We start from the raw sequence: 19,633 nt of genomic DNA, 5'->3' as shown, positions 1-19,633 counted from the left end.
GATGTGACGTTTATCGGGCAGGTCCTGCCATGCAGCGGCAGGCGGCACAACCCGACTGGCGCTTGCACCGGGCGCCGGGTTCGGCTTGGAACGGCGTCATGACGGGAAACTGGCACCATGCGCTCGGCCGCACCCGGTCTCACTCGCCCTTCCTTGCCCAGGCGGCGGCGCGGCTACCCGCGCTCACCGAACTGCTGGCTGAGGGAGCGGGGGAGGACGCGCTCGACTGGGCGGCGGCCGCCGGGGATGGGATCGCCGACCCTGGACGCGCGCTGCGCCGGGAGCGCTTGGCGTATGCCTTGGCGCTGGCCATCGGCGATCTGGCGGGCGCGTTCCCGCTGGCGCGCGTCATGGGGGAGCTGTCGGCGCTGGCCGACCGGTCGCTGGACCGGGCCATCGCCGCGGCGATCCGCAAGCGTGTGCCCGACGCGAATCCCGACGGCATGATTGCGCTCGCCCTTGGCAAGCATGGCGCGCGAGAGCTGAACTACAGCTCCGATATCGACCCGATCCTGCTGTACGATCCGGCTACGCTGCCGCGGCGGGAGCGCGACGAACCGGCCGAGGCTGCCCAGCGCTATGCGCGCGAGATCGTCCGCCTGTTGAGCGAAGTCACCGCCGACGGCTTCGTGTTCCGAGTCGACCTGCGCCTGCGGCCGGCGTCGGAAGTCAGCCCGCTGGCAATTCCGGTCGCCGGTGCGCTCACTCATTATGAAAGCTCGGCGCTGACCTGGGAACGGGCGGCGTTCATTCGTGCGCGTGCCGCCGCCGGCGATCTGGGGGCCGGCGAAGACTTCCTGGCGGCCATTCGCCCGTTTGTCTGGCGGCGAAGTCTCGACTTCGGGGCGATCGGGGAAATCCGCCGGCTGACGGCGCGCATCCGCGCCAGCTATTCCGGACCGCAGGAGCCGGGGCCGGGCTTCAACCTGAAGCTGGGGCGCGGCGGAATCCGCGAGGTCGAATTCTTCGCGCAGACTCATCAGCTGATCCACGGGGGCCGCGATCCATCGTTGCGGGTGAGGGGCACCCGCGCCGCTCTGGATGCGCTGGCGGCGGCGGGCATCGTCGCGGACGCGGATGCCCACGCGCTGGGCGAGGCCTATGATCGGCTGCGAATGCTCGAGCACCGGCTGCAGATGGTTACCGACCAGCAGACGCACGTCCTGCCCAGTGGAGCCGCGCTGGACAACGTGGCGCAGCTCGACGGCCTGGCCGACGGCGCGGCGCTGGTGGCGGAACTGCGGGAAATCACCGAAATCGTCGGGCGGCGCTATGACGCACTGATCGCGGATGATGAGCAGACCGCCGCGTCGGTGCCGGTCAGCGGGGATAGCTTCGCGCGCAAGTTGGCCGAGCTGGGCTTCGGTGAGCCGGAACAGGTGGCCGAGCGCATCGCCGCATGGAGCGACGGCCATATCCGCGCGCTGCGTTCGCAGGCCGCCCGGCAAGCGTTCGACACCCTGTTGCCCGCGTTGCTGGAACGGCTTGCGGCTGCGCCCGAGCCGGACCAGGCGCTCAATCGGTGGGAGCGGGTGCTGAGCGCGGCACCCAGTGCCATCAACCTGTTCAACCTGTTGATCCAGCGTCCCGCGCTGCTCGACCAGCTGGTGCGCATCCTGGTGCTCGCGCCGACGCTGGCCGACCGGCTCGGGCGCCGGCCCGAACTGCTCGATTCGCTGATCGACCGCCGGGCGCTCGATCTGCCGGGCAGCGTGGCGGAGATCGCCGCGCAGATGGGTGCGGCCGATCGCGAGGATTACGAGTACCGGCTCGATCGCATTCGCCGCGTGACGGGGGAATTGCGGTTCGCTCTAGGCCTGCAGACGATCGCCGCGGTGCACGATCCTCTCGAGATCGGCGCCGCCCTGTCCCGCACCGCCGAAGCCGCGCTGGCAACGGCGCAGTCAGCGGCCGTCGCGGAGTTCGAACGGGCGCACGGGCGGGTGCCGGGGGGCGAACTGGTCGTGCTCGGGCTCGGACGACTGGGGGGAGGGACGCTGACTCACGCATCCGATCTCGATGTCATCTATCTGTTCAGCGGCGACTTCGGCGGGGAGTCTGACGGACCACGCCCCCTCGGCGCGACGCATTACTTCAACCGCCTGGCCCAGCGCGTCACCGCCGCGCTCAGCGTTCCGACCGCCGAAGGTGCGCTATACGAGGTCGACACCCGCCTGCGGCCGCAGGGCGCCCAGGGGCCGCTGGCGGTCAGCTTCGACAGCTTCGCGCGCTACCAGGCCGAAGAGGCGTGGACCTGGGAGCACATGGCCCTGGCACGCGCGAGGCCGCTGACCGGCTCGGCGGAAGCGCGGGCGCAATTGCAGTCGATCATCGACCAGGTGCTCGTCCGCCCTCGCGACCCTGACGTCCTGAAATTCGACGTGTTGAAGATGCGCAGCGAAATGGCGGTGCACAAACCGGCGCGCGGAGTGCTCGACGCCAAACTGCTGCGCGGCGGACTGGTCGACCTGGAATTCCTCGTCCATTACCTGCAACTGCGCGAGCGGATCGGGTTCGATCCGGACCTGGGGCAGGCGGTCGATGCGCTGGTGGCGGCCGATCTGCTCCGGCCCGCCGTGCGCGAGGCACTCGCGCTGATGACCCGGATGCTGGTCGCAGCCCGCCTGCTCGCGCCCGATGTCGACGAGCCGCCCCCCGCCGCAGCTGCCGCGCTGGCCGAGGCATGCGGCCATCCCGATCTGCCGTCGCTTCTGCTGGCGTTCGCCGACGCGCGGCAAGAAGTTGCGGGCGCCTGGGCCGATTCATTCGGACAACCGCTGGAGACTGCCTGATGACCAAGCCTGCCGTGGGCGATCTGATGCCTGACATCGCCATGGAAACCCCCGACGGGGGCATCGTCCGCCCATCGGATTTCGCGGGCAAGCCGGCGGTGGTCTGGTTCTATCCCAAGGACAACACCCCCGGCTGCACGATCGAGGCGAAGGATTTCACCGCGCTGGCGCGCGACTTTGCCGAAGCCGGGGTGGCACTGCTCGGGGTGTCCAAGGACCCGCCCGCAAAGCACCGGGCGTTCATGGCCAAACAGGAGCTCGCGGTGCCGCTGGCGACCGATGCGCAGGATGGCGGTGGCCTGTCCGATGCGCTGGGCATCTGGACCGAGAAGCAGCTCTACGGGAAGAAATTCATCGGCATGGTGCGCACGACATACCTGCTGGATGCGCAAGGACGAATCGCCCGGGTGTGGGACAAAGTGAAGGTCAAGGGACACGCGGCCGAAGTGCTGGAAGCGGCCAAGGCTCTGTGACCCGGTTGCCGCCCGTCGGTGACGCGATCCGCGCCGCTCTGCTCACTCCTGATCCTGCAGCCAAGGTGATGGCCGCGCGGAAAGTGGCCCGGGACTGGCGCCTCGGCCGGCTTGGCCTGACCTTCGATCAGCCGATGCCCGATCGGCCCGCACGGCCTGTCGCCCCGGAACTGCTGCCGCCGAACCGGATGCCGAAACGCGGCAAAGCCGGATCCGAGCGGGGTCGCCTAGCCTTGTGGCATGCGCTCGCGCACATCGAATTCGTAGCCATCGACCTCGCGCTCGACATGGCGGGGCGGTTCGGGGCGGAGATGGGCCAAGATTTCGTGTCCGATTTCCTCGGCGTTGCGGCCGACGAGGCGATGCACTTCGCGCTGCTCGAACGGCATCTTGCCACGATGAACAGCTCGTACGGCGCCATGCCGGCGCACGATGGTTTGTGGCAGGCCGCCGAGCAGACCGCGCACAGTGTGGCGGCGCGGCTGGCGGTGGTACCGATGGTGCTGGAAGCGCGAGGCCTCGACGTGACCCCGTCCACGATCGAACGGGTGACAAACCACGGCGACATGGCGGGTGCTCGAATCCTCACGCGCATCCTTGACGACGAAATCCGTCACGTGGCCATCGGCTCCAAGCACTTTGACGAATGTGCCCGAATCCAGGACATGACGCCTGAAAACTACTGGATTTCGCTGGTTCGCAGGCACTTTCGCGGAGGCCTGAAACCTCCGTTCAACGACTCGGCGCGTCTTGCAGCCGGTTTATCGCTCAGTGCCTGTGCCGTGCTTGCTTGTTAAACAATTGCCCGGTTAACCCACAATCATCGAGACGGCGGGGGGTTCCGATCAGTCTCAGAAAAATTGCCCACGAGCCGATTTTTTCCGGTTCGCAGATGGGTTCGCAGCGGCGCCGGGGGGTGTCGCGAAGCAAAAGGACGGGTATTTTGGTCGCAAGCCTTCTCCAGCGCCGTGTCGTTGCCGCACTTGCCGCATTCGGCGCACTGTTCTCGATGGGCGCGACGCCTGCTTTCGCAAATTCCAGTGCCGCCTCGGCGGATATCGCCGCTTCGGTGCGCGATGTCCGCGCTTCGGGCGTGTCGGGTTCCGACGAGCAGTTCAAGCAGTTGTTCTCCAGCTGGCAGGCACTCGATAACGGCGGTCCCACCACCAGCACCGTATCGACCCCGATCGCCCCGACCATGGGCGTGTCGATCCCGTCGCGCGCTCCTCTTGCTGCCGCGGCGACCACCAGCAGCTATGGCATGCGCACGCATCCGGTGCTGGGCGGAATGCACGCTCATAAGGGCATCGACCTTGCCGCCCCGACCGGCACCCCGGTCTATGCGACCGCCGACGGGAAGATCGGGCGCGCCGACTGGTTCTCCAGCTACGGCCTGTACGTCGCGATCGACCACGGCAGCAATCTTCAGACCCGCTATGCGCACATGAGCCGCTTGGCGGTCGCCGCCGGCCAGCATGTCCGCAAGGGCGACATCATCGGCTACGTCGGCAGCACTGGCCGCTCGACCGGGCCGCACCTGCACTATGAAGTCCGGGTAGCTGGCCAGGCGGTCAATCCGATCCCCTACATGGCAGAGACCCGCCCCAGCGGCGCCGCGGTCCTCGCTGCCAAGTAATTCTGGAAGGTTCGCGGCCTGCCTCGACAGGCCAAGAGACACTCGGGAGAGGAGTGCTCGGATAAGGGCGATCGGCACGAGCCGGTCGCCCTTTTCGCTTGCCCGGTTGCGCTATGAAACTAATCTCCCGGGTGGGAGAACACGATGCATCCGACAACTCATGCCGCCAACCGTCCTGACCACCCCGCGATCATCATGGCGGGCAGCGGCAGGACGATCACCTACCGTGAAATGGAAGACGCCGCCAACCGCGTGGCGCAGCTGTTTCGCAGCCGGGGGGTGGGGCCCGGCGACACCGTGGGACTGTGGCTGGAGAACCGGCCGGAATACCTGGAGATCGCCTGGGGCAACCAGCGCGCGGGCACGGTTCTGGTACCGATCTCGACGCACCTGACGGCGGACGAGGTTGCCTACATTCTGCAGGACAGCGGCGCCAAGATGCTGATCAGTTCAGCCTATTTCTCGCCCAGGCTTGCCGAATTGCGCGACCTTGCGCCGCAGGTCGAGCAACTGGTGTTCGATACCGACGCCGATGCTGCCGCGCTGCTCGCGGCAATGCCGGCAGAGCCGATCGCGGATCAGCAGCTTGGCCTGGCGATGCTCTACAGCTCCGGCACTACGGGCCGGCCAAAGGGGATCAAGCCAGTCAGCCCGCCCGATCCTGATCACCTCGCCGTTTCCCCGTTGCTGATGCTCGCCGCGCATGCGTTCGGGTGGCCGACTGACGGGAGCGTCGTCTACCTCAGCCCAGGGCCACTCTACCATGCGGCGCCGTTCCGCTGGACGATGACCGCGCACAGCTTGGGTGGCACGGTAGTAGTGATGGAGAAATTCGATGCCGAGCCGGCGCTGGCCGCGATTGAGGCATACAAAGTGACCGACAGCCAATGGGTGCCGACCCACTTCGTGCGCATGCTCAAGCTGCCCGAGGAAATTCGCACCCGTTACGACTTGTCGACGCACAAGCGGGCAATCCACGCGGCGGCGCCGTGTCCGGTCGACGTCAAGACCAAGATGATCGACTGGTGGGGTCCGATCCTGCTCGAATACTACGCCGGATCGGAAGGCAACGGGATGACCTTCGCGACATCGCAGCAGTGGCTCGAACACCCCGGCTCGGTGGGCAAGCCGATCCGGGGCATTCCGCACATCTGCGATGCCGACGGCAATGAACTGCCGGTGGGTGAGGAGGGCGTCGTGTTCTTCGAGAACGAGGACCAGTTCGTCTACCACAACGATCCCGATAAGACCGCCGAAGCCACGCACGCGAACGGCTGGACCACGCTGGGCGACATCGGCAAGCTGGACGAGGATGGCTTCCTCTACCTGACCGACCGGCGGTCCAACATGATCATCTCGGGCGGGGTCAACATCTACCCGCAGGAGATCGAGAACCTTCTGATCACGCATCCCAAGGTGACCGATGCGGCGGTGATCGGCGCGCCGTGCCCGGACATGGGCGAGCGGGTAGTGGCCGTTGTCCAGCCGGCGGACCCGGACGCGGCGGGGGAGGGTCTGCGCGCGGAGTTGCTCGACTACCTCGGCACCAAGCTTGCGCGGCTCAAGTTACCGCGGGAGATCGACTTCCGCGCCAAATTGCCGCGGGAGGCGAACGGTAAGCTCTACAAGCGCAAGCTCAAGGACGAGTACCGAGAGCGCGCAAGCGAGGGGGTCTGACGATGGCCACCATGGCTGATCCCGCCGCCGCAACCCCGATCGCTCCGCCCGAGATCGCGCGCGAGGTGATCGATCCCAAGGCATACGCAGGCTGGGACCACCTGCTCGACACCTTCGACTGGCTGCGCGAACAGATGCCGGTTGCGCGGATCGTGCCGGAACCTGCCGAGCTCCACCCGCCCTTCTGGCTCGTCACCCGGTACGATGACGTGATGCGCATCTCGAAGGACAACGCGACCTTCCTCAACAACCCGCGCACGGTGGTGTTCAGCACCACCGACGGGATCGAGTTCGCCAAGGCGTTCTCCGGCGGTAGCGAGCACATGGTGGCGAGCCTCGTCACGTTCGATGCGCCGACCCACATGAAGTACCGCAAGCTCACCCAAGAATGGTTCATGCCCAAGAACCTGCGCGGGATCGAGGATGAGGTGCGCGGAATCGCCCGCGCCGCGGTCGATCGCTTGCTTGCCGCAGGTCCGCAGGTCGATTTCTGCAAGGAGGTCGCCGCGCCCTATCCGCTGCACGTCGTCATGCAGATCCTGGGCGTGCCGGAGGAAGATGAGCAGCGGATGCTGATGCTGACCCAGCAGATGTTCGGCGGGCAGGACGAGGATCTCAACCAGTCGGGCATGAAAGACCTGCCGCCCGAGGTGATCACCCAGATCATCGCCGGCGCGGTCAAGGACTTCGAGGCCTACTTCGCCAAGCTGACGGCGGAGAAGCGCGCTCATCCAACGGGCGATGTCGCCAGCACCATCGCCAACGCCCAAGTCGATGGCGAGCCGCTGAATGACCGCGACATGATGGGCTATTACATCATCGTCGCGGCGGCGGGGCACGACACCACCAGCGCCTCCACCGCCGGGGCGATGCTGGCGCTGGCGCAGGACCCGGAGCAGTGGGCGCGGGTCAAGGCGGACCGTTCGCTGCTGGGCGGGATCGTCGAGGAGGCGATCCGCTGGACCAGCCCGGTGCAGCACTTCATGCGCACCGCGGCCGAGGATACCGAGGTGGGTGGGCAACGCATCGCCAAGGGTGACTGGCTGATGATCAACTACGTTGCGGCCAACCATGACCCCGCCCAGTTCCCCGATCCGCGCAAGTTCGACGCCGCCCGCAGCCCCAATCGCCACCTCGCGTTCGGCGCGGGCGCGCACCAGTGCCTGGGCCTGCATCTCGCCCGGCTGGAGATGCGCATCCTGTTCGAGGAACTGCTCGACCGGGTGGACGCGGTAGAGCTGGCGGGCGAGGCCCGGCGGTCGAGCTCCACCTTCGTGGGCGGCCTCAAGACCCTGCCCCTGCGGGTGACGCCGGCGTAAGCTGCGCACAGCTTCGCGCACAAGTGGTTCAACCTGCCTGATCGGCAGGGGAGCGCGGCCCGCTGCGGCGGCTGCGATCCTCAACAGGTCAGGTCGAGCGCCCCAACTCCCGCTCCGCCATCGCGCGCACTTCGGCACCCAGGTCTTCGCGCTCAAGCGCCAGGGCGAGCGTCGCTTCCACGAAGCCAGCCTTGCTGCCGCAGTCGAAGCGGCGGCCGGCGAAGGTGACGGCGTGGAAGGGTTGCGTGCCGATCATCCGGGCCATCGCGTCGGTGAGCTGGATCTCGCCGCCGGCGCCTTTTTCCTGGTCCTCCAGCGTGCGCATGACCTCGGACTGGAGGATGTAGCGGCCCGAGATGATCTTGTTGGAAGGCGCGTCGGCCGCGGCCGGCTTCTCGACCAAACCGGTGACTTCGGTCAGCGAGGCCGACACCTCCGCCCCCGGCGCGATCACGCCATAGCTGGAGACGTCTTCGCGCGGGACTTCGAGCACGCTGACCAGGTTGCCGCCGACCTGATCGTACGCCTCCACCATCTGCGCCAGGCAGCCGGGGCGACCGTGCATCAGTTCGTCGGGCAGCAGGATCGCGAACGGTTCGTCGCCGATGATGTCGCGGGCGCACCAGATCGCATGGCCGAGGCCCAGCGGCTCCTGCTGGCGGACGTAAGCGCAGTTGCCCGGCATCAGCCGGGTGGGGCCGAGCACCGACAGGTCCTTGCCCCGCTGGGTCATGGTGACCTCAAGCTCGTACGCGATGTCGAAGTGATCCTCGATCGCGCTCTTGCCGCGGCCGGTGACGAAGATCATCTGTTCGATCCCCGCTTCCCGCGCCTCGTCCACCGCGTACTGGATCAGCGGGCGATCGACGATCGGCAGCATCTCCTTAGGGATGGCCTTGGTCGCGGGCAGGAACCGGGTGCCGAGCCCGGCGACCGGAAAAACGGCTTTTCTGATGGGTTTGCGCGACGTCATGGCTTCGGGGCTTAGCACCGCGCCAAGCCGGCGCAACCGGCGGCGCTTGCGACGCGGACGATTCCCGCTAGTGCGCGTAAATGGACAAAATCATCGTCGAGGGCGGCAAGCGCCTGTCCGGCTCCATCCCGATTTCGGGCGCCAAGAACGCGGCGCTGACGCTCATCCCGTGCGCGCTGCTGACCGACGAGCCGGTGACGCTGCGCAACCTGCCCCGGCTGGCCGACATCGACGGGTTCCAGCACCTGATGAACCAGTTCGGCGTCACCACCGCGATCCAGGGCAGCCGGCCGGAAGATTTCGGGCGGGTGATGACGCTTGAGGCGACCCGCATCACCGGCACCGTCGCGCCGTACGATCTGGTGCGCAAGATGCGCGCCTCGATCCTGGTGCTCGGCCCGATGCTGGCGCGGATGGGCCAGGCCAAGGTATCGCTGCCCGGCGGCTGCGCGATCGGCAACCGCCCCATCGATCTGCACCTTAAGGCGCTGGCCGCATTCGGCGCGGTGATCGAGATCGCCCAAGGGTATGTCGCGGCGCACGCACCCGATGGCGGATTGCCGGGCGGGGACTATGACTTCCCGGTCGTGTCGGTCGGCGCGACGGAGAACGCGCTGATGGCAGCGGTGCTCGCCAATGGGACCTGCCGCCTGTTCAACGCCGCGCGCGAACCCGAGATCGTCGACCTGTGCAACCTGCTGGTCGCGATGGGCGCGGAAATCGAAGGGATCGGCACCTCCGACCTTACGATCCACGGGGCCAAGCGTCTGCACGGTGCGACCTACCGGGTGATGGCGGACCGGATCGAGGCGGGATCCTATGCCTGCGCGGCTGCGATCACCGGGGGCGACGTGTTGCTCGAAGGGGCGAACGCGCACGAGATGTCGGCGACGATCCACGCGCTGCGTAACATCGGGGTGCAGGTGGAGGCCGAGAAGAAGGGCATCCGTGTCACCGCGGACGGCCCGCTCAACGCGGTGAACCTGTCGACCGCGCCCTATCCCGGGCTCGCCACCGACATGCAGGCCCAGTTGATGGCACTGCTGACCGTGGCGAACGGCACCAGCGTGCTGCACGAGACGATCTTCGAAAACCGCTACATGCACGTGCCAGAGCTCAATCGCATGGGTGCCAACATCGAGACCTCGGGACGGACCGCGATCGTTCACGGCGTTCCCAAGCTGACCGGAGCCGAGGTGATGGCCACGGACCTGCGCGCATCGATGAGCCTGGTGATCGCCGGACTGGCCGCCGAAGGCCGCACCGAAGTGCGCCGGCTGTACCACCTCGATCGCGGTTATGAGCGCCTGGAAGAGAAGCTCGCGCTGGTTGGCGCCCAGGTGGAACGGGTGGGCGACGAATAACGTTCGCTTTGCCGGGATACGGACGGCCTTCCCCTGCGTTGAGCAGGCAAAGGAGTTCTCACATCATGGCACTGCTCAAACTCGCCGCGCTCGGTACGCTCGGCTACGTCGGTTACAAGTATTACGAAAAGAACTTCGCTGCGCGCGAAGGTGCGCCGGCCTTTGCTGGCGGCCAGCCTGACAAGGGACATCAGGCCGTGCGCGATGCCGGCCCGGATGCGATGCGCGACGACAACGACCGCGACTGGAGCAAGACCGACCAGGCGAGCGACGAAAGCTTCCCCGCCAGCGATCCCCCGGCGACCTATTAAAGGAGCAACGGGACTGGATCGCCTCTGACGGGGCGTGAGACGGGCGGACCCTTCGCGGGTGCCGCCCGTTTTCCTATCCCTCGCCCTCTGTCCGGCCGTGCGCCACCAGCCACAGCCGGATCGCGCCCGCCAGGCCGCACGGCGTGGGGGAGGCGATCCGTTCCTCGTCGATCCGGCCGACCAGTCCGTTCACGGGCATGCCCTCTCGCGCCGCCGCCTCCCGCAGCATGTCCCAGAACAGCGGCTCCAGACTGATCGAGGTGCGATGGCCGGCGATCTCGACCGAGCGCTTGACCGGCGGGTGATAGAACTGGGGCATGGCCGCCATCCTATCGCCCGCGGTCCCGCGGGGGCAAGCAGGGGAAGCGCGCGCGCGGAACGCCGTGCTGCGGGCATCGTTTCGACGGCGGGAGAAACAGCAAGGCTTTCAACGCTATGACCAGGGACGACATCACACACGGTATGCAGGTTCTCGGATCGGACGGCGCGCTGATCGGCACCGTCGACGGGATCGAGAGCGACAGCATCAAGCTGCAACGCAGCGGTTCCGCGGACGGCAACCATCATTTCGTAGCGCTCGATCAGGTGGAACGGGTAGACCAACACGTCCATCTCAACGTCACCGGGACAGCGGCACGCGCGGGCTGGGTGCCCGCGGCCGGCGCTGCCGCCGCAGGCGCGGCCACCGGGGGCGCTGCCCATCACCCTGATGCGCATCGCGACGACGACCGCAAGGGCATGGGCTGGTTGCCGTGGGTCATCGGCGGGTTGATCCTGCTGGGTCTGATCCTGGCGCTGCGCGGTTGCGGCGATGATGACGAGGCCCGGGCGAAGCTGGACCAATCGGCGGCCACCACCGCCGGGACCACGACTGCCGGCGCTGGCCCGGTTGACGAGGACGGTGCGATCCTGACCCGCGATGTCGAGGCCTATCTGGCCGGCAACGAGGCGACGCCGCGCACGTTTGGCTTCAACAACGTGTTTTTCGACACCGGCAGCGCGGCGATCCGGCCTGAAGACCAGCGGGAACTCGCCTCGTTCGCGGCGGTACTGGCCAGGCAGCCGACGATGAAGGCCGAGATCGTCGGTCTCGCCGACGCGCAAGGCAACGCCGCGGCCAATGCCCAGCTCGCCGCTGACCGCGCCAACGCGGTGATGGCCGCGCTGGTCGAAAACGGCGTGCCCGCCGCTGCGCTGACTGCGCGCAGTGCGGGCGAGGGCAACACGGCCGGGGCGGATCAGGGGTCGCGTCGCGTCGATCTGACGATCACCGCGCGATAAGCGAAGCGGGGTAGAGAACAGCGGCGCGCCGGCGATCGGCGCGCCGCCTGCCTCGTCAAGGTATGCCAAGGTTACTTCCGGGACGGGGGCTCGTCGTTTTCAGACGCCACGTGGTCGGCGACCCACGCCCCCCGCTCACCCAGCGGCCGTTCCGGCCCGTCAGTGGTATCGCGCGCGGTTTGATGCTCCAGCTCGCTGTTAAGCTCCGCGCCGAAGATCAGGGCATAGGAAGACAGGTACAGCCACGTCAGCAGCACGATCACCGCGCTCAATGACCCGTAGGTCGCGCCATAGTTGCCGAAGTGGCTCGCATAGTACCCGAACCCGAAGGTCAGCAGCACCCACACCGCGCCGAACAACACCGAACCGGGCGTGAGCCAGCGCCACTGTGGCTTGTCGCGCGACGGACCATAGCGATACAGCAGCGCCGCCCCGGTCGCCCCGACGAGCCCGAGCAGGCCATAGGTCAACACCACCGACAGCGCCTCGATCACCGGATTGTTGGATGGCAGCGCGCCGTCCAGGAAGCTCATCGCGCCGATCCCCGCGATCGCCGCCGCCGCGCCGACAACTGCTGCGGCGGTCATCGCGAGCGCGAGCAGGTTGAGTTTGACGAAGCCGCGGCGCTCTTCCTCTTCGTATGCGATGTTGAGCGCGTTGATCGCGCTGCCCGCGGCGTTGCGCGCGCCAAACAGGGCGATGGCCAGCGCGAGCAGGAGGCCTAGGCCTTTCTTGCCCGACGACGTCTGCACCACGTTCACCAGCTGCTCGGCAATCAACTGTCCCGCGTCCCCGGGCAGGACCTGGACGATCTGGCCAATGTGCGCGTTGACCGTCTGCAGATCGGCGATCAGCCCATAGGACAGGGCCGTCGCACCGAGCAACGGCACGATGGCAAGGAACACGTAATACGATACGCCCGCGGCGATCAGCCCCACGCTGTCGGCCGACGATTCCTTCCAGGTCCGCACGAGCACGGTCTTCCAGGCGCCTGCGGGCATCCTCGTCGGAGACGTCGCCTGGCGCCCTTCGTCAGTCGTGTGGTCGGCAGCAGTCACGGCGTCGCTCATGCGAGGGAAGCGGGGCAGGGCGCGTTGAATGACGCTGTCGGCAAGAGCATCTCCTTTGGCATGGGTGTCCCAAGGAAAGGCTTCGGCAGGCGGCGCGTTCCCATCGGCGGCGGAATGCGGCCGCTGGGGTTCAGTACATGTGCTGGCCGCCGTTGATGCTCAGCGTGGAGCCGGTGACGAAACCGCCGTCGTCGCTGGTCAGGAACACCACGCCGCGGGCGATCTCGGTCGCTTGGCCCAGCCGCCCGACGGGGATCTTGGCGACGATTTTTTCCAGCACGGGCGCGGGCACGGCGGCGACCATGTCGGTGTCGATGTAACCCGGCGCGATGGCGTTGACGGTGACGCCCTTCTTGGCGCCTTCCTGCGCCAGCGCCTTGGTGAAGCCGTGGATGCCGCTTTTCGCCGCGGCATAGTTCACCTGCCCGTACTGGCCCGCCTGGCCGTTGATCGAACCGATGTTGACGATCCGGCCCCAGCCGCGTTCGACCATGCCGGGGAAACATGCCTTGGCCATGTTGAAGCACCCGCCCAGATTGATGCGCATGACATCGTGCCAGTCGTCATAGCTCATCCGCGCTAGCGTGCCGTCGCGAGTGATGCCGGCGTTGTTGACCACGATGTCGACCGGGCCGACATCCTCCGTCACGCGAATGCAGCCGTCGATGCAGGCGTGGTGATCGCCCACGTCCCACCTGTACACGGCAATCCCATGCTCGTCGGAAAAGGCCCGCGCCGCGTCGTCGTTGCCGCCGTAGTTGGCGACCACGGTGCGCCCTTCCGCCTTCAACGCGAGGCTGATCGCCTTGCCGATACCTCGGGTGCCACCGGTGACGATTGCCACGCGTGCCATGCAGGATCCTCTCGATGTGTTTCTGTTATGCCATCAGCCTAAGCGAAGCCGGCCATGACGCAACAAAAACCCCCGCTCATGCAGGGTGCGGTTGGATACCGTGCGACAGGGTTCAGAAGCGGAACTTGGTTCCGACGTAGACGGCCTGATCGTCTCGCACCGCATCGGTCAGCGGGGCGACCCGGTCGCGCTCCTGGCTCAGGCGGACACCGGCCGTGAGGTTGAGATTGCGCGACACGCGGTATCCTGCGCCCAGATCGACCACCTGCTCGCCCGCGCCTTCCAGCGTTCGGGGGCTGCGGCCCGTGCGGCTGTCGCTCTCCAGCGCGATGTGCGGCTGCAGTCGGCCCGGCGCCTCGGCCACGCCGCCGCGCGGGCGGAAGCTGGCAAGGTCCGGCATGGCGATCTGGTTGAGCCCGAGATCGGCGGTCGAGGTCTTCGCCGGCTTGGCGAACGTCTGGTAACCGCGCGACATGCCGAGGTTGTAGCGGGTCGGCGCCAAGGTCGACAGCGGCGACGGACCCGCGCCCACCTCTCCCTTCACCGCCGCGGCCGCGGTGCGGACGGATACCGCGCGCGCTTTATCGGGGTCGAGGCGAATCGCGACCGTGACCGTCTGGTCGGCGGCAGAGCCCGCAGGCGTCAGGCGGAACTGCTGGGAGCGCGCGGCAATCCGTGCGGCGACCTGGCGTGCGATCACCGAATCGCCATTGGGCGGAATGAACGGCGCGGCAGCGATCGTGTCGTCACGCGGCGCGGTGATCGCGGTGACCGCGAGGCCGGCGGTCGGGAAAGCGCCCAGCACGACAGCGGCAACCGTCAGCGCGGGGCCGATCCGGTCCCGTCTATCGAGCTTGCCTGCCTTGTCCTTCGCGCCTGACACCGCTGCGCCCCTTAGTAAAACTACGTCGACCAAACCCTGCGTTCGTGCGCGGACATGAGCCCCGCGTTGTGAACGTCCGCTGAGCCATCCGGTTTCGCCGGATACCGACTCGCTGCAGTCAAACGTACGATCACGCCAGAGACTATGCCCCCGCCCCCGTCTTGGCCAGCCTTTCCGCCGTTCGGGTGTCACGGCTGGTGAAGCCGTTGCAACCATCGCACCACCGGCAGCGGCGACAAGATTAAGCGGCGGTTCACGGGCGCAAGCCACTGAGCACGGCAGGACCCGCCCCGCGTGCCACTGGCGCCGCTTGCCGATGCCCGGCGGTCGGACTAGAGGGCACAGCATCACTGCCTAAGGACGTTTGCCGAGCATGACCGCCACTTCGCGACCGATTCGCACTGCCCGCTTCGCCATCGCGGCCGCCGCCCTCGGCGCGCTCGCTGCATGCACTGGCGCGAACGAGCGGCCCAAGGCGGATCTCGCCGCCAGCCAAGTGACCACGATCGGCGTCAATGCCTATCTGTGGCGCGCGGCGCTGGAAACCGTCAGCTTCGCGCCGCTGCTGCAGTCCGACAGCAATGGCGGGGTCATCGTGACCGATTGGTACACCAATCCGCGCGATCCCAACGAGCGGGTCAAGATGACCGTTTCGATCCTCGACCGCGATCTGCGCGCCGATGCGGTGCGGGTCGCCGCCAGCCGCGAAGTCGCGCAAGGCGGCCTGTGGGTCGCGGCTCCGGTGCAGGCGGCCACCGTCCAGCGCCTCGAAGACATTATCCTGACCAAGGCCCGCGAACTGCGCCGCCAGGCGATCGCCGGCTAAATCTTTCCGGAGTAGTCCCGATGACAGATCAGCGCTTCGATCCGTCCGTGGCGGACGGGCGCTGGCAGCGCGCCTGGGAGCAAGCCGGGACGTTTCGCGCCGACAGCGCCAGCAACAAGCCCAAGAGCTATGTCCTGGAGATGTTCCCCTATCCGTCGGGGCGCATCCACATCGGCCACGTGCGCAATTACACGATGGGCGACGTGCTGGCGCGCTACAAGAAGATGCGCGGGCACGAGGTGCTGCACCCGATGGGGTGGGACGCGTTCGGCATGCCAGCGGAAAACGCGGCGATGGAGCAGGGGGTCCACCCCGGCGGCTGGACCCGCGCCAATATCGCCAACATGAAGGCGCAGCTCCAGCGGATCGGTTTCGCGCTGGACTGGACCCGCGAGTTCGCCACCTGCGATCCCGAATACTACGGGCACGAGCAGGCGCTGTTCATCGACCTATACAAGGCCGGGCTGGTCTACCGGAAGGAGAGCGAGGTCAATTGGGACCCGGTCGACATGACCGTGCTCGCCAACGAACAGGTGATCGACGGCAAGGGCTGGCGTTCGGGCGCTCAGGTGGAGCGGCGCAAGCTCAACCAGTGGTTCCTGCAGATCACCCGGTTTGCCGACGAGCTGCTCGACGGGCTCGGCAGCCTCGACAAATGGCCCGACAAGGTCCGGCTGATGCAGGAGAACTGGATCGGCAAGAGCCATGGGTTGCAGTTCGCCTTCGACCTGTCGAACGGCGAAAAGCTGGAGGTCTATTCCACCCGGCCCGATACGATCTTCGGCGCCAGCTTCGTCGCGGTCGCGCCCGACCACCCGATCGCGCAAGGCGTGGCCTTGACCAACTGCGACGCGGGAAAGTTCATCGAGTTGTGCAAGCGCGGCGGGACCACCGCGGCCGAGCTGGAGACGGCCGAGAAGTTGGGCTTCGACACCGGCATTGGCGCGGTGCATCCGTTCACCGGCGAGCACCTGCCGGTGTTCATCGCGAACTTCGTGCTGATGGACTACGGCACCGGGGCGGTGATGGGCGTGCCCGGCCACGACCAGCGCGACTTCGAATTCGCCACCAAGTACGCGCTGCCGATCCCGCGGGTGGTTGCGCCTTCGGCCGCGGAGGCGGACTTGACCTTCAGCGGCGCTGCCGAGGGCGGCGACGGGGTGATCGTCAACTCGCAGTTCCTTGACGGGATGAGCGTGGGCGACGCCATCGCGGAGGTGATCGCGCGCGCCGAGCAGGGCGGCTGGGGCCGGGGCAAGACCGTCTGGCGGCTGCGCGACTGGGGCGTTTCGCGCCAGCGGTACTGGGGCACGCCGATCCCGTTCGTCCACTGCGCCACGTGCGGCGTCGTGCCAGTGAGCAAGGACCAGCTGCCGGTCGTCCTGCCCGAGGACGTGGATTTCACCACGCCCGGCAACCCGCTGGAACGGCACCCGACGTGGAAGCACACGACCTGCGCCGAATGCGGCGGCGCGGCGGTGCGCGAGACCGATACCCTCGATACGTTCGTCGATTCCAGCTGGTACTTCCTGCGCTTCGCCAGCCAGCCGGCGGACAAGCCGTTCGACCGGGACGAGGTCGCCGCGTGGTTGCCGGTCGAGCAGTATATCGGCGGGATCGAGCACGCGATCCTGCACCTGCTCTACGCCCGGTTCTGGACCCGCGCGCTGGCGCACTTGAAACTGATCGACTTCGCCGAACCGTTCGCCTCGCTGTTCACCCAAGGCATGGTAACGCACGAGACCTATTCGCGCCGGGTTGCCGGCGATGCGGGCGAGCGCGAGGTGTTCTACAGCCCCGGCGATGTGCAGCGCACCGCTGCGGGCGCCACGCTGGCGGACGGCACCCCGGTGACGGTGGGCCGGGTCATCAAGATGTCCAAGTCGAAGAAGAACACGGTCGACCCGGACGAGATCGTCGCGCGCTATGGCGCGGACGCGGTGCGCTGGTTCATGCTGTCCGACAGCCCGCCGGAACGCGACCTGCCGTGGTCGGAAGCCGGCATCGAAGGGTGCTGGCGTATGGTCCAGCGGCTATGGCGCCTGTTCGGCGATCATGCGCCTGACGCTGAGGGCGAAGACAAGGTGCTCGCCCGCAAGCTGCACCAGACGTACGCCGCGATCGCCGGCGATATCGAGGCGCTGAGCTTCAACAAGGCGGTGGCGCGGATTTACGAACTCGCCAGCGCGGTGGACAAGGCCCCGCCGTCGGCCACCCGGAGCGAAGCGATCCGCGGACTGGTGCTCCTGGTCGCCCCGATGATGCCGCACCTCGCCGAAGAAGCCTGGGCAAGGCTGGGCGAGAGCGGATTGGTCGCCGATGCCGACTGGCCGGCGGTGAACCCTGCGCTGCTGGTGGAGGACGAGGTGACCGTCGCCGTGCAGGTGAAGGGCAAGCTGCGCGACACGCTGACGGTCGCCAAAGGGCTGCCCAACGCCGAACTGGAGGCGCTTGCGCTGGCGTCGGAGAAGGTCCAGCGTTCGCTCGATGGGGCTCAAGTGCGCAAGGTGATCGTGGTGCCCGACAGGCTGGTGAACATCGTCGCATGACGCGCGTCGCAATCCTCGCCGCCGCGCTCCTGGGGCTGTCCGCGTGCGGCTTGCAGCCAATGTACGCCGGCGGCGGCAGCGGCGCGGTCGCCCGGGGGCTCGGCGCGGTCGAGGTGCCGGCGATCGAGGGGCAGGCGGGCTGGCTGGTGCGCAACGCGCTGGTTGACCGGCTTGACGCGGCAGGCGGCGGCGCGGCCCGCTACCGGCTCGATGTCCGGCTCGATGATCGCTTGGAAGGGCTGGGCGTGCTGTCGGACGACACGGTCGGGCGCGAACGGCGCACCCTGCGCGCGCGCTATCAGCTGGTCGAACTCGCGTCCGGTGAGATCCTGCTTGATGCGACCGCCGGGTCAGATGCGGGGATCGACGTCGTGTCGAGCGAGTACGCCACCATCGCCGCCGAGCAGACCGCGCTCGAAAACCTCTCGCGCGAGGTCGCCTCGCAGATCGTCACCCGGCTGGCGCTGACGCTGCGCAGCCGCAGCTAGGCCGCGCGGCCGTGAAGGCGACGCAAAAGGATTTCCTCGCCGTCGCCCCGCGCGCGGTGCGTGCCGCCAAGGTGTTCTTCTTCTGCGGTCCTGACGAGGCCGGCGCGGCCGCGGCGGCCCAGCGGATCGCCGACCTGCTGGAAGAACCGGGCGAACGGGTCGAGCTGTCGGGCGCGGACCTGCGCAAGGATCCGGTGCTGCTGGCGGACGAGGCACGCTCGACGTCCCTGTTCGCGGGCGCGCGGCACATCGTGGCGCGGGTCAGCGGCGACGAGGCGCACGATGCGCTCGCCAACCACGTCGCGGCGATCGATGCTGGCGAAGGCGAACCCTGCCCGGTGCTGGTGGTGGCGACATCCGCGACCGACAAGGCGCGCACCGCCAAGCTGCTGGAAAAGCGCGGCGACGCGCTGGTGGCCATGTTCTGGCCGCCGGACCTTGCCAGCGTGCGCGATGCGGTGCGGACGATGGGGGACGAGCTCGGCCTCAAGCTTTCGGGGGAGATGGCGGAGCGCATCGCCCGCGCGGCGGCGCTCGATGTGCGGCTCGCGCAGTCGGAAGTGACCAAGCTGGCGATCTACCTCGATGCCGTGCCGTCCGCGCCTGTGGCGGCGGACGCGGAGGCACTCGACGCGATCGGCGCGCGAACCGAGGACGACGGGTTCATGCCGCTGGTCAACGCGGTGCTGGCCGGGCGCACTGCGCGCCTGTCGAGTGAACTTCACCGGATGCGCGAGCTGTCGCTCAATCCGGTCGGCCTGCTGCTCGCGTTCGAGCGGCGGGTGGCGCAGCTTGCCCAGCTCAACGCCCGCCTGGGCCCGCGCGAAGAGGCCGCGGCGTTCGTGAGCAACGAGGCACGCGCGCGGCGGGTATTCTGGAAGGACGAGCGGGACCTTGCCGACCAGCTTGGCCGCTGGAAAGGGCCGCGCATGGCCCGGCTCGTCGCGCGTCTGGTGGAGCTGCACCGGGACCTGCTGGCCAATAGCGCCGCGGGCGAAACCCTGCTGGCGCAAGCGCTGGCGCGGATCGCGCGCGAAGCCAACCGCTGACCGTAAAATACCGGCGACGGGCGGGCTTTGCTGACCCTCTTCCGCACTGCAGCGCAATGCCGTAACGATGCGTCTGGCTCGAGCGAGGG

Annotated in this window: 18 protein-coding genes; 13 read left to right on the top strand and 5 right to left on the bottom strand. The window is 67.8% G+C overall.

The window, feature by feature from the left end; genetic code table 11:
- Nucleotides 1–98: 98 nt before the first annotated feature.
- From C0V74_RS08010 to C0V74_RS07985, 6 genes are all read left to right on the top strand, one after another.
- Nucleotides 99–2,792, top strand: coding sequence for a bifunctional [glutamine synthetase] adenylyltransferase/[glutamine synthetase]-adenylyl-L-tyrosine phosphorylase (locus C0V74_RS08010; protein WP_143251320.1), 2,694 nt, complete (start codon nt 99–101; stop codon nt 2,790–2,792).
- Complete coding sequence (locus tag C0V74_RS08005; protein ID WP_210413398.1) at nt 2,792–3,265, top strand: peroxiredoxin; 474 nt, start codon at nt 2,792–2,794, stop codon at nt 3,263–3,265. The genes C0V74_RS08010 and C0V74_RS08005 overlap by 1 nt, the downstream gene beginning before the upstream one ends.
- Nucleotides 3,262–4,062: a ferritin-like domain-containing protein gene (locus C0V74_RS08000; RefSeq protein WP_246844801.1), complete on the top strand. Its 801-nt coding sequence runs from the start codon at nt 3,262–3,264 to the stop codon at nt 4,060–4,062. The genes C0V74_RS08005 and C0V74_RS08000 overlap by 4 nt, the downstream gene beginning before the upstream one ends.
- A 212-nt stretch (nt 4,063–4,274) precedes the next feature.
- Nucleotides 4,275–4,901 carry a M23 family metallopeptidase gene (locus C0V74_RS07995; protein WP_246845002.1) on the top strand — a complete coding sequence of 209 codons (627 nt, stop codon included), beginning with the start codon at nt 4,275–4,277 and terminating at the stop codon, nt 4,899–4,901.
- Nucleotides 4,902–5,045: 144 nt separating this feature from the next.
- Nucleotides 5,046–6,578, top strand: coding sequence for an acyl-CoA synthetase (locus C0V74_RS07990; RefSeq protein WP_143251318.1), 1,533 nt, complete (start codon nt 5,046–5,048; stop codon nt 6,576–6,578).
- An 11-nt stretch (nt 6,579–6,589) separates the two neighbouring features.
- Complete coding sequence (locus C0V74_RS07985) at nt 6,590–7,897, top strand: cytochrome P450 (RefSeq protein ID WP_143252230.1); 1,308 nt, start codon at nt 6,590–6,592, stop codon at nt 7,895–7,897.
- A gap of 88 nt (nt 7,898–7,985) precedes the next feature.
- On the opposite strand, the gene galU is transcribed toward C0V74_RS07985, so the two are convergent.
- On the bottom strand, nt 7,986–8,870 hold the full coding sequence (gene galU, locus C0V74_RS07980) for a UTP--glucose-1-phosphate uridylyltransferase GalU (RefSeq protein WP_143251317.1): 885 nt from the start codon (nt 8,868–8,870) through the stop codon (nt 7,986–7,988).
- A gap of 80 nt (nt 8,871–8,950) precedes the next feature.
- Here galU and murA point away from each other — a divergent pair, with 80 nt between their 5' ends.
- Nucleotides 8,951–10,234, top strand: coding sequence for a UDP-N-acetylglucosamine 1-carboxyvinyltransferase (murA, locus tag C0V74_RS07975; protein WP_143251316.1), 1,284 nt, complete (start codon nt 8,951–8,953; stop codon nt 10,232–10,234).
- A 65-nt stretch (nt 10,235–10,299) separates the two neighbouring features.
- A complete protein-coding gene (locus C0V74_RS07970; RefSeq protein WP_131623005.1) occupies nt 10,300–10,545 on the top strand; it encodes a hypothetical protein in 246 nt (81 codons plus the stop codon).
- 73 nt (nt 10,546–10,618) lie between these two features.
- Here the strand turns inward: C0V74_RS07970 and C0V74_RS07965 are convergent, their stop codons facing one another.
- Complete coding sequence (locus C0V74_RS07965) at nt 10,619–10,864, bottom strand: ribbon-helix-helix domain-containing protein (RefSeq protein ID WP_143251315.1); 246 nt, start codon at nt 10,862–10,864, stop codon at nt 10,619–10,621.
- A gap of 116 nt (nt 10,865–10,980) precedes the next feature.
- Between C0V74_RS07965 and C0V74_RS07960 the strand changes: the two genes are divergently transcribed.
- Entirely contained in the window at nt 10,981–11,826 is an 846-nt protein-coding gene (locus tag C0V74_RS07960; RefSeq protein ID WP_143251314.1) for a DUF2171 domain-containing protein, read from the top strand.
- A gap of 71 nt (nt 11,827–11,897) precedes the next feature.
- On the opposite strand, the gene C0V74_RS07955 is transcribed toward C0V74_RS07960, so the two are convergent.
- From C0V74_RS07955 to C0V74_RS07945, 3 genes are all read right to left on the bottom strand, one after another.
- Entirely contained in the window at nt 11,898–12,896 is a 999-nt protein-coding gene (locus C0V74_RS07955; protein WP_143251313.1) for a YihY/virulence factor BrkB family protein, read from the bottom strand.
- A 130-nt stretch (nt 12,897–13,026) separates the two neighbouring features.
- Complete coding sequence (gene phbB, locus C0V74_RS07950; RefSeq protein ID WP_143251312.1) at nt 13,027–13,749, bottom strand: acetoacetyl-CoA reductase; 723 nt, start codon at nt 13,747–13,749, stop codon at nt 13,027–13,029.
- Nucleotides 13,750–13,861: 112 nt separating this feature from the next.
- Complete coding sequence (locus C0V74_RS07945; protein WP_131622995.1) at nt 13,862–14,632, bottom strand: hypothetical protein; 771 nt, start codon at nt 14,630–14,632, stop codon at nt 13,862–13,864.
- 373 nt (nt 14,633–15,005) lie between these two features.
- Between C0V74_RS07945 and C0V74_RS07940 the strand changes: the two genes are divergently transcribed.
- From C0V74_RS07940 to holA, 4 genes are read left to right on the top strand one after another with little or no spacing between them, the layout of a single operon-like run.
- Nucleotides 15,006–15,458, top strand: a complete 453-nt coding sequence (locus tag C0V74_RS07940) for a DUF3576 domain-containing protein (protein ID WP_143251311.1) — start codon at nt 15,006–15,008, stop codon at nt 15,456–15,458.
- Nucleotides 15,459–15,478: 20 nt separating this feature from the next.
- Nucleotides 15,479–18,007 (top strand): leucine--tRNA ligase, encoded by a 2,529-nt coding sequence (gene leuS, locus C0V74_RS07935; protein ID WP_143251310.1) that lies wholly within the window; start codon nt 15,479–15,481, stop codon nt 18,005–18,007.
- Nucleotides 18,004–18,495, top strand: a complete 492-nt coding sequence (lptE, locus tag C0V74_RS07930) for an LPS assembly lipoprotein LptE (RefSeq protein WP_143251309.1) — start codon at nt 18,004–18,006, stop codon at nt 18,493–18,495. Before leuS ends, lptE begins: the two co-directional genes overlap by 4 nt.
- 11 nt (nt 18,496–18,506) lie before the next feature.
- Nucleotides 18,507–19,544 carry a DNA polymerase III subunit delta gene (gene holA, locus C0V74_RS07925; protein WP_143251308.1) on the top strand — a complete coding sequence of 346 codons (1,038 nt, stop codon included), beginning with the start codon at nt 18,507–18,509 and terminating at the stop codon, nt 19,542–19,544.
- Nucleotides 19,545–19,633: the final 89 nt, after the last annotated feature.

The sequence above is a fragment of the Altererythrobacter sp. TH136 genome (assembly GCF_007065885.1).
Taxonomy (GTDB): domain Bacteria; phylum Pseudomonadota; class Alphaproteobacteria; order Sphingomonadales; family Sphingomonadaceae; genus Tsuneonella.
This window is presented reverse-complemented; position numbering and strand designations above follow the sequence as displayed.